The sequence below is a fragment of the Pseudomonas sp. CAU 1711 genome (genome assembly GCF_039888625.1).
Taxonomy (GTDB): domain Bacteria; phylum Pseudomonadota; class Gammaproteobacteria; order Pseudomonadales; family Pseudomonadaceae; genus Aquipseudomonas.
In genome coordinates this window covers 1-16,540 of record NZ_JBDQQT010000022.1, presented here as the reverse complement: position 1 = coordinate 16,540, position 16,540 = coordinate 1, and the positions used below count along the sequence as shown (strand labels likewise).

16 protein-coding genes and 1 other RNA gene are annotated in these 16,540 nt (G+C 68.9%); 10 read left to right on the top strand and 7 right to left on the bottom strand.

Going from position 1 to position 16,540, the window contains the following annotated elements; translation table 11 throughout:
• Positions 1-157 precede the first annotated feature (157 nt).
• The 5 genes from AAFN46_RS19760 to AAFN46_RS19740 all read left to right on the top strand — a co-directional run bounded on the left by AAFN46_RS19760 (position 158) and on the right by AAFN46_RS19740 (position 5,723).
• Positions 158-904, top strand: a complete 747-nt coding sequence (locus tag AAFN46_RS19760; protein ID WP_347810408.1) for an amino acid ABC transporter permease — start codon at positions 158-160, stop codon at positions 902-904.
• Positions 901-1,569, top strand: a complete 669-nt coding sequence (locus tag AAFN46_RS19755; protein ID WP_347810407.1) for an ABC transporter permease subunit — start codon at positions 901-903, stop codon at positions 1,567-1,569. Before AAFN46_RS19760 ends, AAFN46_RS19755 begins: the two co-directional genes overlap by 4 nt.
• The gene (locus tag AAFN46_RS19750; protein ID WP_347810406.1) at positions 1,566-2,300 is read left to right on the top strand and encodes an amino acid ABC transporter ATP-binding protein; all 735 of its coding nucleotides are present in this window, start codon (positions 1,566-1,568) and stop codon (positions 2,298-2,300) included. Before AAFN46_RS19755 ends, AAFN46_RS19750 begins: the two co-directional genes overlap by 4 nt.
• Before the next feature lie 221 nt (positions 2,301-2,521).
• Entirely contained in the window at positions 2,522-4,408 is a 1,887-nt protein-coding gene (locus tag AAFN46_RS19745; protein ID WP_347810405.1) for an ATP-binding protein, read from the top strand.
• On the top strand, positions 4,401-5,723 hold the full coding sequence (locus AAFN46_RS19740) for a sigma-54 dependent transcriptional regulator (RefSeq protein ID WP_347810404.1): 1,323 nt from the start codon (positions 4,401-4,403) through the stop codon (positions 5,721-5,723). The genes AAFN46_RS19745 and AAFN46_RS19740 overlap by 8 nt, the downstream gene beginning before the upstream one ends.
• Before the next feature lie 15 nt (positions 5,724-5,738).
• Here the strand turns inward: AAFN46_RS19740 and AAFN46_RS19735 are convergent, their stop codons facing one another.
• The gene (locus AAFN46_RS19735; protein WP_347810403.1) at positions 5,739-6,734 is read right to left on the bottom strand and encodes a helix-turn-helix domain-containing protein; all 996 of its coding nucleotides are present in this window, start codon (positions 6,732-6,734) and stop codon (positions 5,739-5,741) included.
• A 133-nt stretch (positions 6,735-6,867) separates the two neighbouring features.
• Between AAFN46_RS19735 and AAFN46_RS19730 the strand changes: the two genes are divergently transcribed.
• Both AAFN46_RS19730 and AAFN46_RS19725 read left to right on the top strand, forming a co-directional pair.
• On the top strand, positions 6,868-7,689 hold the full coding sequence (locus tag AAFN46_RS19730; RefSeq protein ID WP_347810402.1) for an alpha/beta fold hydrolase: 822 nt from the start codon (positions 6,868-6,870) through the stop codon (positions 7,687-7,689).
• Between the two features lie 18 nt (positions 7,690-7,707).
• Positions 7,708-8,502: a thioesterase family protein gene (locus tag AAFN46_RS19725; protein ID WP_347810401.1), complete on the top strand. Its 795-nt coding sequence runs from the start codon at positions 7,708-7,710 to the stop codon at positions 8,500-8,502.
• 157 nt (positions 8,503-8,659) lie between these two features.
• On the opposite strand, the gene AAFN46_RS19720 is transcribed toward AAFN46_RS19725, so the two are convergent.
• Positions 8,660-9,571: a LysR substrate-binding domain-containing protein gene (locus AAFN46_RS19720; RefSeq protein WP_347810400.1), complete on the bottom strand. Its 912-nt coding sequence runs from the start codon at positions 9,569-9,571 to the stop codon at positions 8,660-8,662.
• A gap of 239 nt (positions 9,572-9,810) precedes the next feature.
• On the opposite strand from AAFN46_RS19720, the gene AAFN46_RS19715 reads away from it, so the two are divergent.
• A complete protein-coding gene (locus tag AAFN46_RS19715) occupies positions 9,811-11,235 on the top strand; it encodes an aspartate ammonia-lyase (RefSeq protein WP_347810399.1) in 1,425 nt (474 codons plus the stop codon).
• A gap of 79 nt (positions 11,236-11,314) precedes the next feature.
• On the opposite strand, the gene AAFN46_RS19710 is transcribed toward AAFN46_RS19715, so the two are convergent.
• Entirely contained in the window at positions 11,315-12,295 is a 981-nt protein-coding gene (locus AAFN46_RS19710) for an NADPH:quinone oxidoreductase family protein (RefSeq protein ID WP_347810398.1), read from the bottom strand.
• Between the two features lie 157 nt (positions 12,296-12,452).
• On the opposite strand from AAFN46_RS19710, the gene AAFN46_RS19705 reads away from it, so the two are divergent.
• Entirely contained in the window at positions 12,453-12,860 is a 408-nt protein-coding gene (locus AAFN46_RS19705; protein WP_347810397.1) for a flagellar basal body-associated protein FliL, read from the top strand.
• Here the strand turns inward: AAFN46_RS19705 and AAFN46_RS19700 are convergent.
• The gene (locus tag AAFN46_RS19700; RefSeq protein WP_347810396.1) at positions 12,850-14,709 is read right to left on the bottom strand and encodes a diguanylate cyclase; all 1,860 of its coding nucleotides are present in this window, start codon (positions 14,707-14,709) and stop codon (positions 12,850-12,852) included. The genes AAFN46_RS19705 and AAFN46_RS19700 overlap by 11 nt on opposite strands.
• Positions 14,710-14,749: 40 nt before the next feature.
• Entirely contained in the window at positions 14,750-15,199 is a 450-nt protein-coding gene (locus tag AAFN46_RS19695; protein ID WP_347810395.1) for an EVE domain-containing protein, read from the bottom strand.
• A 201-nt stretch (positions 15,200-15,400) separates the two neighbouring features.
• Between AAFN46_RS19695 and AAFN46_RS19690 the strand changes: the two genes are divergently transcribed.
• Positions 15,401-15,529 (top strand): hypothetical protein, encoded by a 129-nt coding sequence (locus AAFN46_RS19690; RefSeq protein WP_347810394.1) that lies wholly within the window; start codon positions 15,401-15,403, stop codon positions 15,527-15,529.
• Between the two features lie 39 nt (positions 15,530-15,568).
• Here AAFN46_RS19690 and AAFN46_RS19685 read toward each other — a convergent pair whose 3' ends face one another.
• Positions 15,569-16,177 carry a 5-formyltetrahydrofolate cyclo-ligase gene (locus AAFN46_RS19685; protein ID WP_347810393.1) on the bottom strand — a complete coding sequence of 203 codons (609 nt, stop codon included), beginning with the start codon at positions 16,175-16,177 and terminating at the stop codon, positions 15,569-15,571.
• A gap of 8 nt (positions 16,178-16,185) precedes the next feature.
• Positions 16,186-16,364, bottom strand: a non-coding RNA gene (gene ssrS / locus AAFN46_RS19680) — 6S RNA.
• Positions 16,365-16,540 lie beyond the last annotated feature (176 nt).

Here is a 16,540-nt window from a genome sequence, read left to right as displayed (position 1 = left end):
GAGAGGGGGTAAAAGCCAACCGGCCTGTCGCCACGGCTCTGCTTCATGAGAGCGGCGCCGCCTCACCTCTGCAATTTGGACAGGAGCACCGTCGCCACCCGCGACGGGGGACCGTGTCGGCCCCAGCTCCTGTCCGCCCTGATCGTGAGTAGCCAAGATGAATTACAACTGGGACTGGGGCGTGTTCTTCAAGTCCACCGGCATCGGCAGCGAGATCTACCTGGACTGGTTCGTCACCGGCCTGGGCTGGACCCTCGCCATCGCCCTGTGCGGCTGGCTGATCGCCCTGGCGCTGGGCTCGCTGCTCGGCGTCATGCGCACCGTGCCGAACCGCTGGATCAGCGGCATCGCCACGGGCTATGTCGAGCTGTTCCGCAACGTGCCGCTGCTGGTGCAGCTGTTCCTCTGGTACTTCCTGGTGCCGGACCTGCTGCCCGAGCCGCTGGAGCTGTGGTTCAAGCAGGACCTCAACCCCGCCACCTCGGCCTTTATCAGCGTGGTGCTGTGCCTCGGCCTGTTCACCGCGGCGCGCGTCTGCGAGCAGGTGCGCACCGGCATCCAGGCGCTGCCCAGGGGCCAGCTGGCCGCCGGCTACGCGCTGGGCTTTCGCCTGCCGCAGATCTACCGCGACGTCCTGCTGCCGCAGGCCTTCCGCATCATCATCCCGCCGCTGACCAGCGAGTTCCTCAACATCTTCAAGAACTCCTCGGTGGCCTCGCTGATCGGCCTCATGGAGCTGCTGGCGCAGACCAAGCAGACCGCCGAGTTCAGCGCCAACCTGTTCGAGGCCTTCACCCTGGCCACGCTGATCTACTTCACCCTGAACATGAGCCTGATGCTGCTGATGCGCCTGGTGGAGAAGAAGGTCGCAGTGCCCGGCCTGATCGCCGTGGGAGGCAAATGATGGACTTCTCTGCAATCGTCCCGGCCCTGCCGGGCCTGTGGCAGGGCATGCTGATGACCCTGCAGCTGATGGTCCTCGGCGTGCTCGGCGGCGTGGCCCTGGGCACCCTGCTGGCCCTGGCGCGGCTGTCGCACAAGCGCGCCCTGGCCAAGGCCGCGGCCACCTACGTCAACTACTTCCGCTCCATCCCGCTGCTGCTGGTGATCACCTGGTTCTACTTCGCGGTGCCCTTCATCCTGCGCTGGATCACCGGCGAGGACACCCCGGTGGGCGCCTTCGCCTCCTGCCTGGTGGCCTTCGTGATGTTCGAGGCGGCCTACTTCTGCGAGATCGTCCGCGCCGGCATCCAGGCCATTCCCAAGGGCCAGATGGGCGCCGCCTCCGCGCTGGGCATGACCCATGCGCAGAGCATGCGTCTGATCATCCTGCCGCAGGCGTTCCGCAAGATGACCCCGCTGCTGCTGCAGCAGAGCATCATCCTGTTCCAGGACACCTCGCTGGTGTACACCGTCGGCCTGATGGACTTCCTCAACTCCGCCCGCTCGCGCGGCGACATCCTCGGCCAGCCGCACGAGTTCCTGATCTTCGCCGGCCTGGTCTACTTCACCTTCAGCTTCGCCGCCTCGCGCGCGGTCAAGCGCCTGCAACAGAGGCTAGCCGTATGATTTCCATCCAGAACGTGAACAAGTGGTATGGCGACTTCCAGGTGCTGAGCCAGTGCAGCACCGAAGTGAAGAAGGGCGAAGTGGTGGTGGTGTGCGGCCCGTCCGGCTCGGGCAAGTCGACCCTGATCAAGTGCGTCAACGCCCTGGAGCCGATCCAGCAGGGCGACATCGTGGTCGACGGCACCTCCATCGCCGCCAAGGACACCAACCTGCCCAAACTGCGCTCGCGGGTCGGCATGGTGTTCCAGCACTTCGAGCTGTTCCCGCACCTGTCGATCACCGAGAACCTGACCATCGCCCAGGTCAAGGTGCTCGGCCGCAGCAAGGCCGAGGCCAGCGAGAAGGGCCTGGCGCTGCTCGAACGGGTCGGCCTCAAGGATCATGCGCACAAGCATCCCGGCCAGCTCTCCGGCGGCCAGCAGCAGCGCGTGGCCATCGCCCGCGCGCTGGCCATGGACCCGGTGGTGATGCTGTTCGACGAGCCGACCTCGGCGCTCGACCCGGAGATGGTCAACGAGGTGCTCGACGTCATGGTGCAGCTGGCCAACGAGGGCATGACCATGATGTGCGTGACCCACGAGATGGGCTTCGCGCGCAAGGTCGCCGACCGGGTGATCTTCATGGACCGCGGGCAGATCGTCGAGGACTGCGCCAAGGACGAGTTCTTCGGCGATATCAACGCGCGCTCCGAACGGGCCCAGCAGTTCCTCAACAAGATCCTCCAGCACTGATGGGGCCCACCCCTCTCCCTTTGGGAGAGGGGCCGGGGGAGAGGGAGCCGACAGCCACTGCCCTCGCTCGGCTTGCTAGCCACGTAGGCTGGGTAGAGGCGCCTTGCGCCGAAACCCAGCGCGGGCGCCCAAGATTGCGCTGGGTTTCGCTGCGCTCTACCCAGCCTACTCAGCTGAACGCGGGTTGCGCCCCGCCAACTGGCCAGCCCGGGACTACTGTGATGCAATGCCCGTCCCCCAGCATCCGTGCCCTGCCGCCCGCCCTCGTCGTGAAACCGCGCCTGTTCCGCCAACTGCTGCTGAGCCTGCTGGGCCTGACCCTGGTGCTGGCCTGCGGCTACGCCGGCTACCGCCTGAGCGACGCCCTGGGCATCCAGGCCCTGGCCGAGAGCGGCGAGCGCCAGCTCGAGCTCAACGCCCGCGCGGTGGAGAGCGAGATCAACAAGTACACCTACCTGCCCAGCCTGCTGGAGCTGGAGAGCAGCGTCGGCCGCCTGCTGCTGACCCCCGGCAGCTACCGCCGCCAGCGCCTCAACGACCACCTCGAGGGCCTCAACCGGCGCGCCGGCAGCCTGGCCGTGTATGTGCTCGACCTCGATGGCCGGGTGGTCGCCACCAGCAACTGGAACCGCGCCGACAGCTACCTGGGCGAGGACCTGTCGTTCCGCGACTACTACCGACGCGCCGTGCGCGGCGAGCCGGGGCGCTTCTACGGCATCGGCAGCACCACCGGCGAGCCCGGCTACTACCTGGCCCACGGCCTGCGCAGCAACGGCCGGGTGATCGGCGTGGCGGTGGTCAAGGTGCGCCTGGACGCCCTGGAAAAGCGCTGGGCCGACGCCCGGGTCGAGGCCTATGTCAGCGACGAGAACGGCATCGTCATCCTCGCCAGCGACCCCAGCCGCCGGCTCAAGTCGGTGCGCCCGCTGGACGCCGAGACCCGCGAACGCCTGGCGCGCAGCCTGCAGTACCACTGGGCGACGCTCGACGAGTTGCGCCCGCTGGCGCGCCGCGCGCTCGGCGACGGCCTGGCCGAGGTGCGCCTGGCGGACGCCAGCGGCAAGGCCCAGGACTATCTGCAGCAGCGCCGCGCCCTGGCCGACACGCCCTGGCACCTGACCCTGCTCACGCCGCTGGCCGAACAGCGGCGCACCGCCGCCAGCCACGGCCTGCTGGCCGGCGTGGCCTGCGCCCTGCTGATCTTCGGCGGCCTGGCGCTGAACCAGCGGCGCAAGGTGATCGCCACCCGCCTGGCCGCGCGCGAGGCGCTGGAGCGGGCCAATGCCGAGCTGGAGCGGCGCATCGCCGAGCGCACCGCCGACCTCTCCGAGTCCAACGCGCGGCTGCTCGCCGAGGTGCGCGAACGCCAGCAGACCGAGGCCAACCTGCGCCAGGCCCAGGACGGCCTGGTGCAGGCCGGCAAGCTGGCGGTGATCGGGCAGATGTCGACCAGCATCGCCCACGAGCTGAACCAGCCGCTGGCGGCGCTGCGCACCCTGTCGGCCAACGCCGCGCGCTTCCTCGAACGCGGCGCGGCGGACATCGCCGCCGGCAACCTGCAGGCCATCGGCGAACTGGTCGACCGCATGGGGCGCATCACCGCCAGCCTGCGCGCCTTCGCCCGGCGCGGCGGCGACCATGGCCAGGCGCGCCTGGGCCAGGCGGTGGACGCGGCGCTGTTCCTCCTGCACAGCCGCTTCGAGCAGGAGCGCCCGAGCCTGCACCGCGACGTGGCCGAGGCGCACCTGGCGATCGACCAGACCCGCCTGGAGCAGATCCTGGTCAACCTGCTGAGCAACGCCCTGGATGCCGTGCGCGAGCAGCCCCGGCGGCACATCTGGCTGAGCGGCGCGGTGCAGGGCGACGGCTACCGCCTGGAGCTGCGCGACAGCGGCCCGGGCATCGCGCCCGAGTTGCGCGAGCACCTGTTCGAACCCTTCTTCACCACCAAGCCCGGCGAGAAGGGCCTGGGCCTCGGCCTGACCCTGTCGGCCAGCCTCGCCGCCGCCGCCGGCGGCAGCCTGGCCGTGCGCCATCCGGAGGAGGGCGGCAGCGCCTTCGTCCTCGAACTGCCCATACTGCCGCCCGGGAGTGCCCGCGATGACTGAAGCGCTGACCGTCCTGATCGTCGAGGACGATCCCCATGTGCTGCTCGGCTGCCAGCAGGCGCTGGCCCTTGAAGACATAACCAGCGATGGCGTCGGCAGCGCCGAGGAGGCCCTGGCGCGGGTCGGCGCCGACTTCGCCGGCATAGTGGTCAGCGATATCCGCCTGCCCGGCATGGACGGCCTGCGCCTGCTGGCCGAGCTCAAGCGCCGCGACCCGAGCCTGCCGGTGGTGCTGATCACCGGCCACGGCGACATCGGCATGGCGGTCGGTGCGATGCGCGATGGCGCCTACGACTTCATCGAGAAACCCTTCTCCCCCGAGCGCCTGGTCGAGGTGGTGCGCCGCGCCCTGGAGCAGCGCGGCCTGGCCCGCGAGGTCAGCGACCTGCGCCGCCAGCTGGCCGGACGGCAGGCCCTGGAGCAGCGCATCATCGGCCGCTCGCCGGCCATGCAGCGCCTGCGCGAGCTGATCGCCCAGGTCGCCGACACCGGCGCCAACGTGCTGATCGAGGGTGAGACCGGCACCGGCAAGGAGCTGGTCGCGCGCTGCCTGCACGACTTCAGCCGGCGCCAGGGCCGCGAGTTCGTCGCCCTCAACTGCGGCGGCCTGCCGGAGAGCCTGTTCGAGAGCGAGATCTTCGGCCACGAGGCCAACGCCTTCACCGGCGCCGGCAAACGCCGCATCGGCAAGATCGAGCACGCCGACGGCGGCTCGCTGTTCCTCGACGAGATCGAGAGCATGCCGCTGGCCCTGCAGATCAAGCTGCTGCGCGTGCTGCAGGAGCACAGCCTGGAACGCCTCGGCTCCAACCAGGCGATCGCCGTGGACTGCCGGGTGATCGCCGCGACCAAGGCCGACCTGGCCGAGCTGGGCAGGCGCGGCGAGTTCCGCAGCGACCTCTACTACCGGCTCAACGTGGTCAGCCTGGAGCTGCCGCCGCTGCGCGAGCGGCGCGAAGACATCGCCCTGCTGTTCCAGCACTTCCTGCAGCTCGCCGCCCTGCGCTTCGACCGCGCCGCGCCGGAGCTGGACCGCGCCACCGCCGCCGCGCTGCAGGCCCACGACTGGCCGGGCAACGTGCGCGAGCTGCGCAACGTCGCCGAGCGCTTCGCCCTCGGCCTGCCGGCGTTCAAGCAGGGCGGCGCGGCGGAGGGCGGCGCGGCGAGCTTCGCCGAGGCGGTCGAGGCCTTCGAGCGCAACCTGCTCGGCGCCGCCCTGGAACGCCACGCCGGCAACCTCAGCCAGGCCGCCCAGGCCCTGGGCATGGCCAAGACCACCCTGTTCGACAAGGTCAAGAAATACGGCCTGCAGTGAGCCCGTCGCGGCGTTTCAGGCGCCGCGCAGCTGGCTGTTGAAGCGCCGCCGATAGGCCCCCGGCGACACCCCGACGCGCTCGCGGAACAGGCGGCGGAACGAGCTGCCGTCCTCGTAGCCGACCTGCTGGGTGATCCGCTCGAAGTTCTCCGCGCCGCTCTCCAGCAGGTGCTTGGCGCGGTCGATGCGCAGGTTCTGCAGGTACTGCCCCGGCGTCTGCCCGGTGGCCTCCTTGAAGCGGCGCAGCAGGCTGCGCGGGGTCAGGGCGAACTGCTCGGCGACCCGCTCCATGACGATCGGCTCGGCCAGGTGCTTCTCTAGCCAGATCTGGACCTTCAGCACCTCGTGGTCCTGGTGGCCCTTGTCGAACTGGATGCCCATGTAGGGCGTCTGGCTGCGCTCGGCGCTGTCGATCAGCAGCTTCTTCGAGCACTCGGCCGCCAGCTGCGGCGAGGCGAAGCGGCGGATGATGTGCAGCAGCAGGTCGCTGCCGGTGGTCGAGCCCGCCGAGCACAGCAGCAGGCCGTCGTCGGTGACGCTGCGCTCGGGCTGCAGGCGCACGCGCGGGAAGTGGCGGGCGAACTGCTCGCTGAAGATCCAGTGGGTGGTGGCGCGCTTGCCGTCGAGCAGGCCGGCCTGGGCGGTGACGAAGGCGCCGGTGCACATGCTGGCGATATAGCTGTTCTGCCGGTGATGCTGGCGCAGCCAGGCGCACACCGGCTCCAGCGCCGGCAGCGCCGAGAGAATGTTGAACATGAAGCCGGGGACTATGATCAGGTCGGTGCGCTCGACCTCCTCCAGGGCGCCCTGCGGCGTCAGCACCAGGCCGCCGGTGCAGGTGACGGGCGCGCCGCCGGGCGACACGCTGCGCACCTCGAAGGGGTCTGCGGACTGCGCGCCCTGGCGACTGGCGGCGAAGCGCTGCAGCACGTTGGCGCACTCGAGGAACTCCAAGGCCGCCGACACGCTGGTGGCGGAGCAGCGATCGGCCATCAGCACCGTCACCTTCATCGCGAATCTCCCTGAACATCTCGCATGCTTTTCGTCACTTTCCGCCATGGTCGGCCCGCGAGCCGCTGCCTAGGATGCGCCATCGAGAGAGGGCGCCTGGCGTGCGGCGCCCCGCCAACCAGGGGTAACGGCGATGAAACATACAGCCTATCGGGTGTTCAAAAAACCTTTTTTCGGGCGCTTCATGCGCCCCTGGCGCTGGCCGGAAGGCATCGACCGGCAGCACTGGCAGCAGCTGAGCATCGCCAGTGGCTCGGGGGCGCAGCTCGCCGCCCTGCTGGCCGAGAGCCCCGTCGCGGCGGCGCGCGGCGCGGTGCTGCTGGCGCACCCGATGGGCACCGCGGCCAAGGGTTTCTGGCTCAAGCACGGCCACGCCGAGCTGCTGCGCCAGGCCGGCTATCACGTGATGCTGTTCGACCTCAACGGTTTCGGCGAGAGCGGCTCGACCACCATGGATTACCCGCTGGACGTGCTGGCCGCCGGTCAGGCGCTGCAGGCGCGCTATCCGCAGCTGCCGGTGGCGGTGGTCGGCGCCTCCATGGGCGCGGCCATGAGCCTGTGCGCCCTGGCCCAGGCCGACCACCCGTTCAAGGCGGCGGTGGCCGAGGCGGCCTTCCCCACCCTGCTGCACTTCTGGCGCCGTTACCCGCTGCCGCGCCTGGGCATCCAGCTCAGCAAGCTGGTCTACCCGGCGGGCGAGCGTCGCCTGCGTCCGGTGCATGCGGCCACCCGCCTGGTCGGCCGCCCGCCGCTGCTGCTGATCTACGGCGAGGACGACATCTACACCCCGGTGGCGGATGGCCGGCAGCTGCAGCAGGCCTTTTCTGCGGCCACCCACACCGAGTTCTGGCAGGTCGCCGGCGCCGGCCACACCCTGGCCTACGAGGCGCAGCCGCAGGCCTACGCGCAGCGGGTGACCGCCTTTCTCGACCAGCATCTGGGCGCGTCCGCCTGAGCCTTTGGAGGATCGACCATGAACATCGCCGAACTGCTGCACGACGCCTGCGCCACCTCGCCCGGCCAGGTGCAGATTCCCCCGGGCTGGGGCCAGGGCCGCGCGACCTTCGGCGGCCTGCTGGCCGCCTGCCTGTTCGAGAAGCTGCTGCCGCACGTGACCGGCGAGCGGCCGGTGCGCTCGCTCATGCTGTCCTTCGTCGCGCCGGTGGCGCCGGGCGCCATGGAGGTGCGGGTGCAGGTGCTGCGCGAAGGCAAGGCGGCGACCCAGGTGCAGGCCACGGGCTACCAGGGCGACCAGGCCTGCGTGGTGCTGCTGGCCAGCTTCGGCGGCGACCGCGAGTCGGCCGTGGCGTTGGCGGCCGAGCCCGCGCCGGCCATCGCCGATCCGGACAGCGCGACCCGCTTCCCCTTCATCGCCGGGCTGACGCCCGACTTCACCCAGCACTTCGACTACCGCTATGCGGTCGGCAAGATGCCCTTCATGGGCGGCGAAGAACCGCGCCTGGGCGGCTGGATACGCCTGCGCGAGCCGGCCCGGCGAGTGGTGCAGATGGCCGAGCTGCTGTGCCTGCTGGATGCCTGGCCGCCGGCGGTGTTCTGCCTGCTGAAGAAACCGGCGGCCGGCAGCAGCCTGACCTGGAGCATCGGCTGCATGGAGATCCCCACGGACTGCACCGCCGGCGACTGGTGGCAGTACCAGGCGGAGATTCGCCACTCGGCGGCCGGCTACAGCCATATCGACGCCACCCTGTGGGACCGCCTCGGTCACCCGGTCCTGCTCAGCCGGCAGACCGTCAGCGTGTTCGCCTAGTGGCCTGTGCGGTTAATTCGTGCATGCAAGTTCGAGTGCCAGGGTTTGCCAGGCTAGGCGCCGCGACGAGTCGTAGCAGAGCTACGGCGAGGAACGGCAACGACGTATGGCGAAGTCTGGCGCCGAAATTGGATATTTGAATTAGCCAAACAGGCCACTAATCGGCGTCGCGCCCGGCGCCGCCCTCCAGCTTGCGCCAGAGCAGGCGCACCGCCGCCTTGCGCGACAGCACGCAGCGGTACAGGCGGATCTCCAGCGGCACCTGCCAATGCTCGCCGCCGCACACCGCCAGCTCGCCGCGGGCCAGCTCGGCGGTCACCGACAGGCGCGGCACCCAGGCCACGCCGAGGCCCTGCAGGGCCATGGTCTTCAAGCTGTCGGCCATGGCCGTCTCGTACACCGTGGTCGAGCGCAGGGCGCGCTGGCGCAGCAGCTGGTTGACCGAGCGGCCGAGGAAGGCGCCGGCGCTGTAGGCCAGCAGCGGCACGCTCTGGCCGCCGTCGAGGTCGAACAGCGGCGCGCCGTCCTCGTCCACCGCGCACACCGGCAGCATGGCCGTGGCACCCAGATGCAGCGAGGGGAACAGCTCGGCGGTCAGCTGCATGGCCGCATCCGGATCGTAGTAGGCGAGGATCAGGTCGCAGCCGCCCTCGCGCAGCGAGTGCACCGCCTCGCCGACGTTGGTCGCCACCAGACGGGTGGACAGTGGCAGGCCGTCGCGGCGCAGGCGGGCGATCCATTCGGGGAAGAAGCCGAGGGTCAGCGAATGCGCGGCGGCGATCTGCAGCACCTCGCCCTGTTGGCCCTCCAGGTGGTGCAGGTGGCGTACCACCTCGCCGAGCTGCTCGATCATGCTGCGCGCCGTGACCAGGAACAGCTGGCCGGACTCGGTCAGCTCCACCGGGGTGCGCGAGCGGTTGACCAGGGTCAGGCCCAGCGCCGCCTCCAGGCTGCGGATGCGCCGGCTGAAGGCCGGCTGGGTGACGAAGCGCTTTTCCGCGGCCTGGGAGAAGCTGCGGGTGGCGGCCAGGGCGACGAAGTCCTCCAGCCATTTGGTTTCCAGGTTCATTAGGTCCTCGTACCTGCTCGCAGCACAAACTCCCTCTCCCTTTGGGAGAGGGCAGGGGTGAGGGAGCTCGCCAAGTGCCGTTGCAAATTATGCACGCGCGACATTCACCCCGAGTCACCGCGACATTATGCCGTTTGTGCATACCATAGCGTTTAACAGCATTGGCCGGCAGCCCGGCTTGGCCCCTATCTTATGGGGTATCGCGGCACTCGCCGTATTCCCCAGAGAAAACTCTCATCATGTCCGCTGCTGCATCCACCCGCATCGAAAAAGACCTGCTCGGTACCCTGGAAGTCCCCGCCGAGGCCTACTATGGCATCCAGACCCTGCGCGCCGTGCAGAATTTTCGACTGTCGGGTGTTCCGCTGTCGCACTACCCGAAACTGGTGATCGGCCTGGCCATGGTCAAGCAGGCCGCCGCCGACGCCAACCGCGAGCTGGGCCACCTGTCCGCCGCCAAGCACACCGCGATCAGCACCGCCTGTGCGCGCATCATCCAGGGCGAGTTCCACGAGCAGTTCGTGGTCGACATGATCCAGGGCGGCGCCGGCACCTCGACCAATATGAACGCCAATGAAGTCATCGCGAATATTGCGCTGGAAGCCATGGGCCATGAGAAGGGCGAATACCAGCACCTGCACCCGAACAACGACGTGAACATGGCGCAGTCGACCAACGACGCCTACCCGACCGCCATCCGCCTGGGCCTGCTGCTCGGCCACGACAGCCTGCTCACTGCCCTGGATAAGCTGATCCAGTCGCTGGCCAGCAAAGGCCTGAAGTTCGACCACGTGCTGAAGATGGGCCGCACCCAGCTGCAGGACGCCGTGCCCATGACCCTGGGCCAGGAGTTCCGCGCCTTCGCCACCACCCTCGGCGAGGACCTGCAGCACCTCAAGCTGCTCGCCCCGACCCTGCTCACCGAGGTCAACCTGGGCGGCACCGCCATCGGCACCGGCATCAACGCCGACCCGGCCTACCAGGCCCTGGCGGTCAAGCGCCTGGCCATCATCAGTGGCCACCCGCTGACCCCGGCCGCCGACCTGATCGAGGCCACCAGCGACATGGGCGCTTTCGTGCTGTTCTCCGGCATGCTCAAGCGCACCGCGGTCAAGCTGTCGAAGATCTGCAACGACCTGCGCCTGCTCTCCAGCGGCCCGCGCACCGGCATCAACGAGATCAACCTGCCGCCGCGCCAGCCGGGCAGCTCGATCATGCCGGGCAAGGTCAATCCGGTGATCCCCGAGGCGGTCAACCAGGTGGCCTTCGAGGTGATCGGCAACGACCTGGCGCTGACCATGGCGGCCGAGGGCGGCCAGCTGCAGCTCAACGTGATGGAGCCGCTGATCGCCTACAAGATCTTCGACTCGATCCGCCTGCTGACCCGCGCCATGGACATGCTGCGCGAGCTGTGCATCGACGGCATCACCGCCAACGAGGCGCACTGCCGCGCGCTGATGGAGAACTCCATCGGCCTGATCACCGCGCTCAACCCCTATATCGGCTACGAGAACGCCACCCGCATCGCCAAGCAGGCCCTGGACAGCGGCCGCGGGGTGCTGGAGCTGGTGCGCGAGGAGCAGCTGCTGGACGAGGCCACCCTGGCCGACATCCTGCGTCCGGAAAACATGATCGCCCCGCGCCTGGTGCCGCTGCAGGGCTGATTGCTCACACCTTCATAGACGAGGCTCTCACCGGCCTCACCACTCAGGGATGGCCTCGGCCATCCCTTTTTTTGCGCGCTCAGCGCACCTGCACCACCAGCTTGCCCACCGCTTTGCGCTGGCCGAGGGCGTCGATGGCCTCGCCGCCGCGTGCCAGGGGGAAGGTCTGCGACACCAGCGGCTTGAGCTTGCCCTCGGCGTGCCAGGCGAACAGCTGCTGGAAATTGGCGGCGTTGTCCTGCGGCTGGCGCTGGGCGAAGGCGCCCCAGAACACGCCGACCAGGGCCGCGCCCTTGAGCAGCGGCAGGTTGGCCGGCAGGGCCGGGATGCCGCCGCCGGCGGCGAAGCCGACCACCAGGAAGCGGCCGTTCCAGGCCATGCAGCGGAAGGCTTCCTCGAACAGCGCGCCGCCCACCGGATCGTAGATCACGTCCACGCCCTGGCCGCCGGTGAGTTTCTTCACCTCGTCCTTGAGGCTCTGCTCGCTGTAGTTGATCAGCTGGTCGGCGCCGGCGTTGCGCGCCACTTCCAGTTTCTCCGGGCTGCTCGCCGCGGCGATCACCCTGGCGCCCATGGCCTTGCCGATCTCCACCGCCGCCAGGCCGACGCCGCCGGAGGCGCCGAGCACCAGCAGGGTCTCGCCCGGTTGCAGGTTGGCGCGCTGCCTGAGCGCGTGCATCGAGGTGCCGTAGGTCATGCCGAACGCCGCGGCGGTGCTCAGCTCCATGCTCTTGGGCACCGGCAGCACGTTGTAGGCGGGCACCGCCACTTCCTCGGCGAAGCCGCCCCAGCCGGTCAGGGCCATGACCCGGTCGCCGGCGCGCAGATGGCTGACCTTCTCGCCAACCGCCTTGACCACGCCGGCAGCCTCGCCGCCCGGGGCGAAGGGGAAGGGCGGCTTGAACTGGTACTTGCCCTCGATGATCAGGGTGTCGGGGAAGTTGACCCCGGCGGCATGCACCTCGATCAGCACCTCGTTCTTTTTCGGTTCGGGGCTGGGCAGCTCTTCCAGCACCAGGCTGGAGGCCGGGCCGAAGGCTTTGCAGAGCAGGGCTTTCATCGCGCTTTCCTCGCGTTCGTGATTGCCGGCAGTGTAGGAGGCGGGCGGGAGGGGTCAACGAGCATGCCCGCATCTGATGGCGCGCCATAAGCGCCGGGCTTGGGCGTGTCGGCCGCTATGGCTATGCTAGGCGGCATCCGTCCCAGAGGAATTGCCCGTGAACAATCGCATCGCCCTGCTGCTGGCCCTGATCCTGCCACTTACCGCCCTCGCCAGCGGTGGCGAAGAGGAGAAGAGCGCCGAGCCCAAGGTGGCCTACTACAGCCTGGTGCCGGCGCTGGTGGGCAACTTCGGCTCGGGTCCCAAGCTGAAGTTCTACAAGGCCGACATCGCCCTGCGCGTCACCGGCAGCGAGGCGGAGGAGAAGGTCGAGCACCACGAGCCGCTGATCCGCAATCAGCTGGTCATGCTGTTCTCCCAGCAGAGCGACGCCAACATGGGCGACGAGGCGGCCAAGGAGCAGTTGCGTCAGGAGGCGCTCAGGCAGGTGCAGGAGGTGCTGACCCAGGAAGAGGGCAAGCCGATAGTCGAGGACCTGCTGTTCAACAACCTGATCATCCAGTAGCGGGGCTCTCCGTTTCCGGGCGGCTCCACACGCAGGTGCGATTGCGGCCCTGGTGCTTGGCCCGGTACAGGGCCTGATCGCTGCGCGCCACCAGGCTGCCCGACTGTTCTTCGCTGATCGGGTCCGCCACCGCCAGGCCGATGCTCAGGGTCAGGCGGCCCAGGGGGCTGCCCGGGTGGGCGATGGCGAGGCTGGCGACCAGTTGGTGGACCCGCGCCGCCACATGCTCGCCGCCGTCCAGGCCGGTATTGGCCAGGATGATGGCGAACTCCTCGCCACCATAGCGACAGGCGACATCGCCCTCGCGCTGCAGGCTCTCCTGCAGCACGCTGGCCACCTGGCGCAGCGCATCGTCACCGGCCAGGTGGCCGAGGGTGTCGTTGAACGCCTTGAAGTGATCGATATCCAGCATCAGCAGGGTCAGCGGCGCGCCGATACGGCGCAGGCGGCGCCACTCACTGTGCAGCTGCTGGTCGAAGAAGCGCCGGTTGTACAGGCCGGTCAGGCCATCCTGCTGCGACAGGCGCTGCAGGCGCTCCTCCAGCTCCAGGCGCTCGCTGTTGTCGCGCGATACGGCGATCAGGTATTCGCGCTCGCCCAGGCGCACCAGCTGGGTGTTGATCTCGGCCGGCTGGCGGCTGCCGTCGCGGCGGATCAGCTCGCGCTGGAAGATCCGCGACTGGTTGTCCTGCTGGGCCCGGTGCACCTGCGCCAGCCACTCGTGGAAGTCCGGCAGCAGTTTCTCCGGCGCTTCGCGCAGCAGCTGGGTGAACTGCTCGGGGCGGTAGCCCAGGGCGGCATAGGTGGCCTGATTCATATGCAGCAGCTCGCGGCTGCGGGTGTCGAAGATGAACAGGCTGTCATGGCTGGAGTCGGTCAGGTCGAGTACCAGTTGCAGGCGCTCGCGGCTCTCGCGCAGGTGGCGCTCGGTCTCCTCGCGGCGGGTGGCTTCCACCTGCAGGCGGCGGTTGGCCTGCTGCAGCGCGCCGGCGCGGCGGGCGTTCTCCATGGCCAGGGCCAGGGCCGCCACCAGCAGCAGGCAGATGGTCAGGCCGGCGCCCAACACCACTTGCGGCAGTGGCGTGGCCAGCTGCTGCAGCAGGCTCTCGGTGGGGCTCAGCTGCAGGCTGAAGGCGTCGTTGTTGAGCAGGCTCAGCGGCACATCGAACGCCATGCCCGGCAGGCTGTCGGGGCGCTCGCGACTGTACAGGCTCTGGCCATTCTCCAGCAGGCGGACGCTGAAGCTGTCGCCATTGAGTTGCGAGAGCAGTTGCTCCATCAGCGGTTCGACGCGGAACACGCCCTGCAGGAAGCCGTCGAACTCGCGCTGGCCGCTGGCGTCCTGCAGGTAGAGCGGGGTGTAGAGGATGAAGCCGCGGCCGCCCTGCGCCAATTGGAAGCTGTTGGAGAAGCGCTGCTCGCCGCTGTCGCGCGCCTGCATGGCCAGGAGGTAGTTGGGGTGGCCGGCGGTCAGGCGAAATTGCATGGCCGCTTCGTTGCCCTCCAGCGGCAGCAGCCAGCGCATGCGCAGGTCGGGGCCGAGCCACTGCACCGACTGATAGGCGGGGAAGTCGTGCAGGGCCAGCAGGGCCTCGGTCTCCCAGTCGCCGCGTTTCAGCCGGCCCAGGCTGTTCCACAGGCGGGCGATGCGGGCCAGGCTCTCCACCTCGGTGTGCAGGGTGCTTTCCAGCTGGCGCGCCAGGCTGCGCGCCTGGTAACCGACGCGCTCCTCGATGCGCTGCTGCTGGTCGCGTTCCAACTGGTACCAGAGCGTCAGGCTGGCCGTGCCGAGCACCAGCAGCAGGAAGGCCAGCGCCAGGCGCGCCGGCCAGACGGATTGTGCGCGCATGTCGGGCTCCGCAGGCTGTACTGCGGTGATAGCACAGTGCTCAGCGCATGGCGAGTATCGCCTGCCATTGCGCGGTCTCGACCGGCATCACCGACAGGCGGCTGCCGCGCTGCACCAGGGCCAGTTCGGCCAGCGCCGCCTCGTCGCGCAGGCGGGCCAGCGGCAGCACCCGGGCGAAGGCCTCGACGAACTCCACGTCCAGCGCGCTCCAGGGATTCTTCTCGGCGCTGGCCTTGGGGTCGTGGTAGTGGCTGGCCGGGTCGAGGGCCGTGGGGTCGGGGTAGCTCGGCCCGGCGATCCGGCCGATGCCGGCGATGCCCGGCTCCGGGCAGCTGGAGTGATAGAAGAAGAACAGCTCGCCGGGCTGCATGGCGCGCAGGAAGTTGCGCGCCTGGTAATTGCGCACGCCGTCCCAGCGCGCGCGGCCGAGTCGCTGCAGGTCGTGGATGGACAGTTCGTCGGGTTCCGATTTCATCAGCCAGAAAGGCATGAAACTTGCTCCTGTTTGCCGGTCTTTGCACTGGGACTGCAAATCGTTCCAGAGTGTGACGGTCGCCTGGCGCCAGAACTGAGATGAGCTTCACTGCGTGGCAGTGTGCATTGCTCCAAGCTGGCCGGCGCCTTTCAAGGCCTATAACAACACCACTACCGGTCAAGCGCAGCAGTGTGCCGAAAAGGGGGAGGCAACTCGATGAAACGCAAGCCCGACATGCTCTGGGTGCTGGTCATTATCTTCGGCCTGGGCATGGTTACCACGGGTTACACTCAGAGCCTGTGGGATCGCCAGGGTACTGCCCCGGTCAGCCAGGTCGAGCAGTAACCCGCAGTCGACGAACGCCGCAGGGATCGCGGCGCCTCGTCACTCCACCCGGCCGTACCAGCGGCGCTCCGTCACCACGCCCTGCAGGCGTACATCCCAGCTGGCCAGCGCCAGCCTGTCCACCTTCTGACACTCGTGCGCCAGACCCAGCAGGGTCGGTTTGTGCCAATTTTTGCGCAGTCGCAGATAGGCCAGGCTGCGGTCATAGAAGCCGCCGCCCATGCCCAGGCGACCGCCATGCTCGTCGAAACCCACCAGCGGCAGCAGCACCAGATCCAGGGCCCAGGCCCGTCGCTGGCGCGCCGCCTGCGGCTGTGGCTCCTCGATGCGGAAGCGATTGCGGACCAGCGCCTCGCGCGGACGCACGCGCTGGAAATCCATGCGCGTGCAGGGCCAGCGGTGCAGTACCGGCAGGTAGCAGGCCTTGCCGCGGCGCTTGGCCTCGTGCAGCAGCGGGCGCGGGTCTATCTCGCCGTCGTTGGGCAGGTACAGGGCGATGTGGCGGGCGCGGCGGAACAGCGGGTGCTGTGCCAGCTGCCGGTACAGGGCTCGGGCGGCGCGCTTCTGCTGCAGGGGCGAGAGCTGGCGGCGGGCCTGGCGCAGCTGGCGGCGCAGGGCCGCGCGGGAAAGATCGCCTGCCAGGATCATGAAATTCGGGACTCCCCGGTTGTGCCGCTGTCGGGTTAGCCCTTGAACCCGAAAGTTCAAGGTGGAGGTTGCAGAGGGCGTTAAGGCTTTCCGTCAGGCGGACATGCACACCGGCCCCACTGGCAACCCCCGTGGTTGTGCGTATCGGCTCAGGGACATCACCGACTGGCCAACACTCCAGGGAGCTGGCCGGCAGTATACCCCATCGAACCGCTCTGCGATCAGAACCCGAGGCAGGTTCTAGGGAAGGTCTGAACTAGACCGGTTTTTCTGGCTGACTTCGGCCTTCGCCAACTTTGAAAGCGGCCAGTGGGTCAAAATCGACCAGATGGCTCGCTCATTTCGGTGTTTCTGGCCGCCGCA

Coding starts and splice junctions, on each gene's coding strand:
- AAFN46_RS19760 (WP_347810408.1), top strand. CDS start 158: ATGAATTACAACTGGGACTGGGGCGTGTTCTTCAAGTCCACCGGCATC.
- AAFN46_RS19755 (WP_347810407.1), top strand. CDS start 901: ATGATGGACTTCTCTGCAATCGTCCCGGCCCTGCCGGGCCTGTGGCAG.
- AAFN46_RS19750 (WP_347810406.1), top strand. CDS start 1,566: ATGATTTCCATCCAGAACGTGAACAAGTGGTATGGCGACTTCCAGGTG.
- AAFN46_RS19745 (WP_347810405.1), top strand. CDS start 2,522: ATGCAATGCCCGTCCCCCAGCATCCGTGCCCTGCCGCCCGCCCTCGTC.
- AAFN46_RS19740 (WP_347810404.1), top strand. CDS start 4,401: ATGACTGAAGCGCTGACCGTCCTGATCGTCGAGGACGATCCCCATGTG.
- AAFN46_RS19735 (WP_347810403.1), bottom strand. CDS start 6,734: ATGAAGGTGACGGTGCTGATGGCCGATCGCTGCTCCGCCACCAGCGTG.
- AAFN46_RS19730 (WP_347810402.1), top strand. CDS start 6,868: ATGAAACATACAGCCTATCGGGTGTTCAAAAAACCTTTTTTCGGGCGC.
- AAFN46_RS19725 (WP_347810401.1), top strand. CDS start 7,708: ATGAACATCGCCGAACTGCTGCACGACGCCTGCGCCACCTCGCCCGGC.
- AAFN46_RS19720 (WP_347810400.1), bottom strand. CDS start 9,571: ATGAACCTGGAAACCAAATGGCTGGAGGACTTCGTCGCCCTGGCCGCC.
- AAFN46_RS19715 (WP_347810399.1), top strand. CDS start 9,811: ATGTCCGCTGCTGCATCCACCCGCATCGAAAAAGACCTGCTCGGTACC.
- AAFN46_RS19710 (WP_347810398.1), bottom strand. CDS start 12,295: ATGAAAGCCCTGCTCTGCAAAGCCTTCGGCCCGGCCTCCAGCCTGGTG.
- AAFN46_RS19700 (WP_347810396.1), bottom strand. CDS start 14,709: ATGCGCGCACAATCCGTCTGGCCGGCGCGCCTGGCGCTGGCCTTCCTG.
- AAFN46_RS19695 (WP_347810395.1), bottom strand. CDS start 15,199: ATGCCTTTCTGGCTGATGAAATCGGAACCCGACGAACTGTCCATCCAC.
- AAFN46_RS19690 (WP_347810394.1), top strand. CDS start 15,401: ATGAAACGCAAGCCCGACATGCTCTGGGTGCTGGTCATTATCTTCGGC.
- AAFN46_RS19685 (WP_347810393.1), bottom strand. CDS start 16,177: ATGATCCTGGCAGGCGATCTTTCCCGCGCGGCCCTGCGCCGCCAGCTG.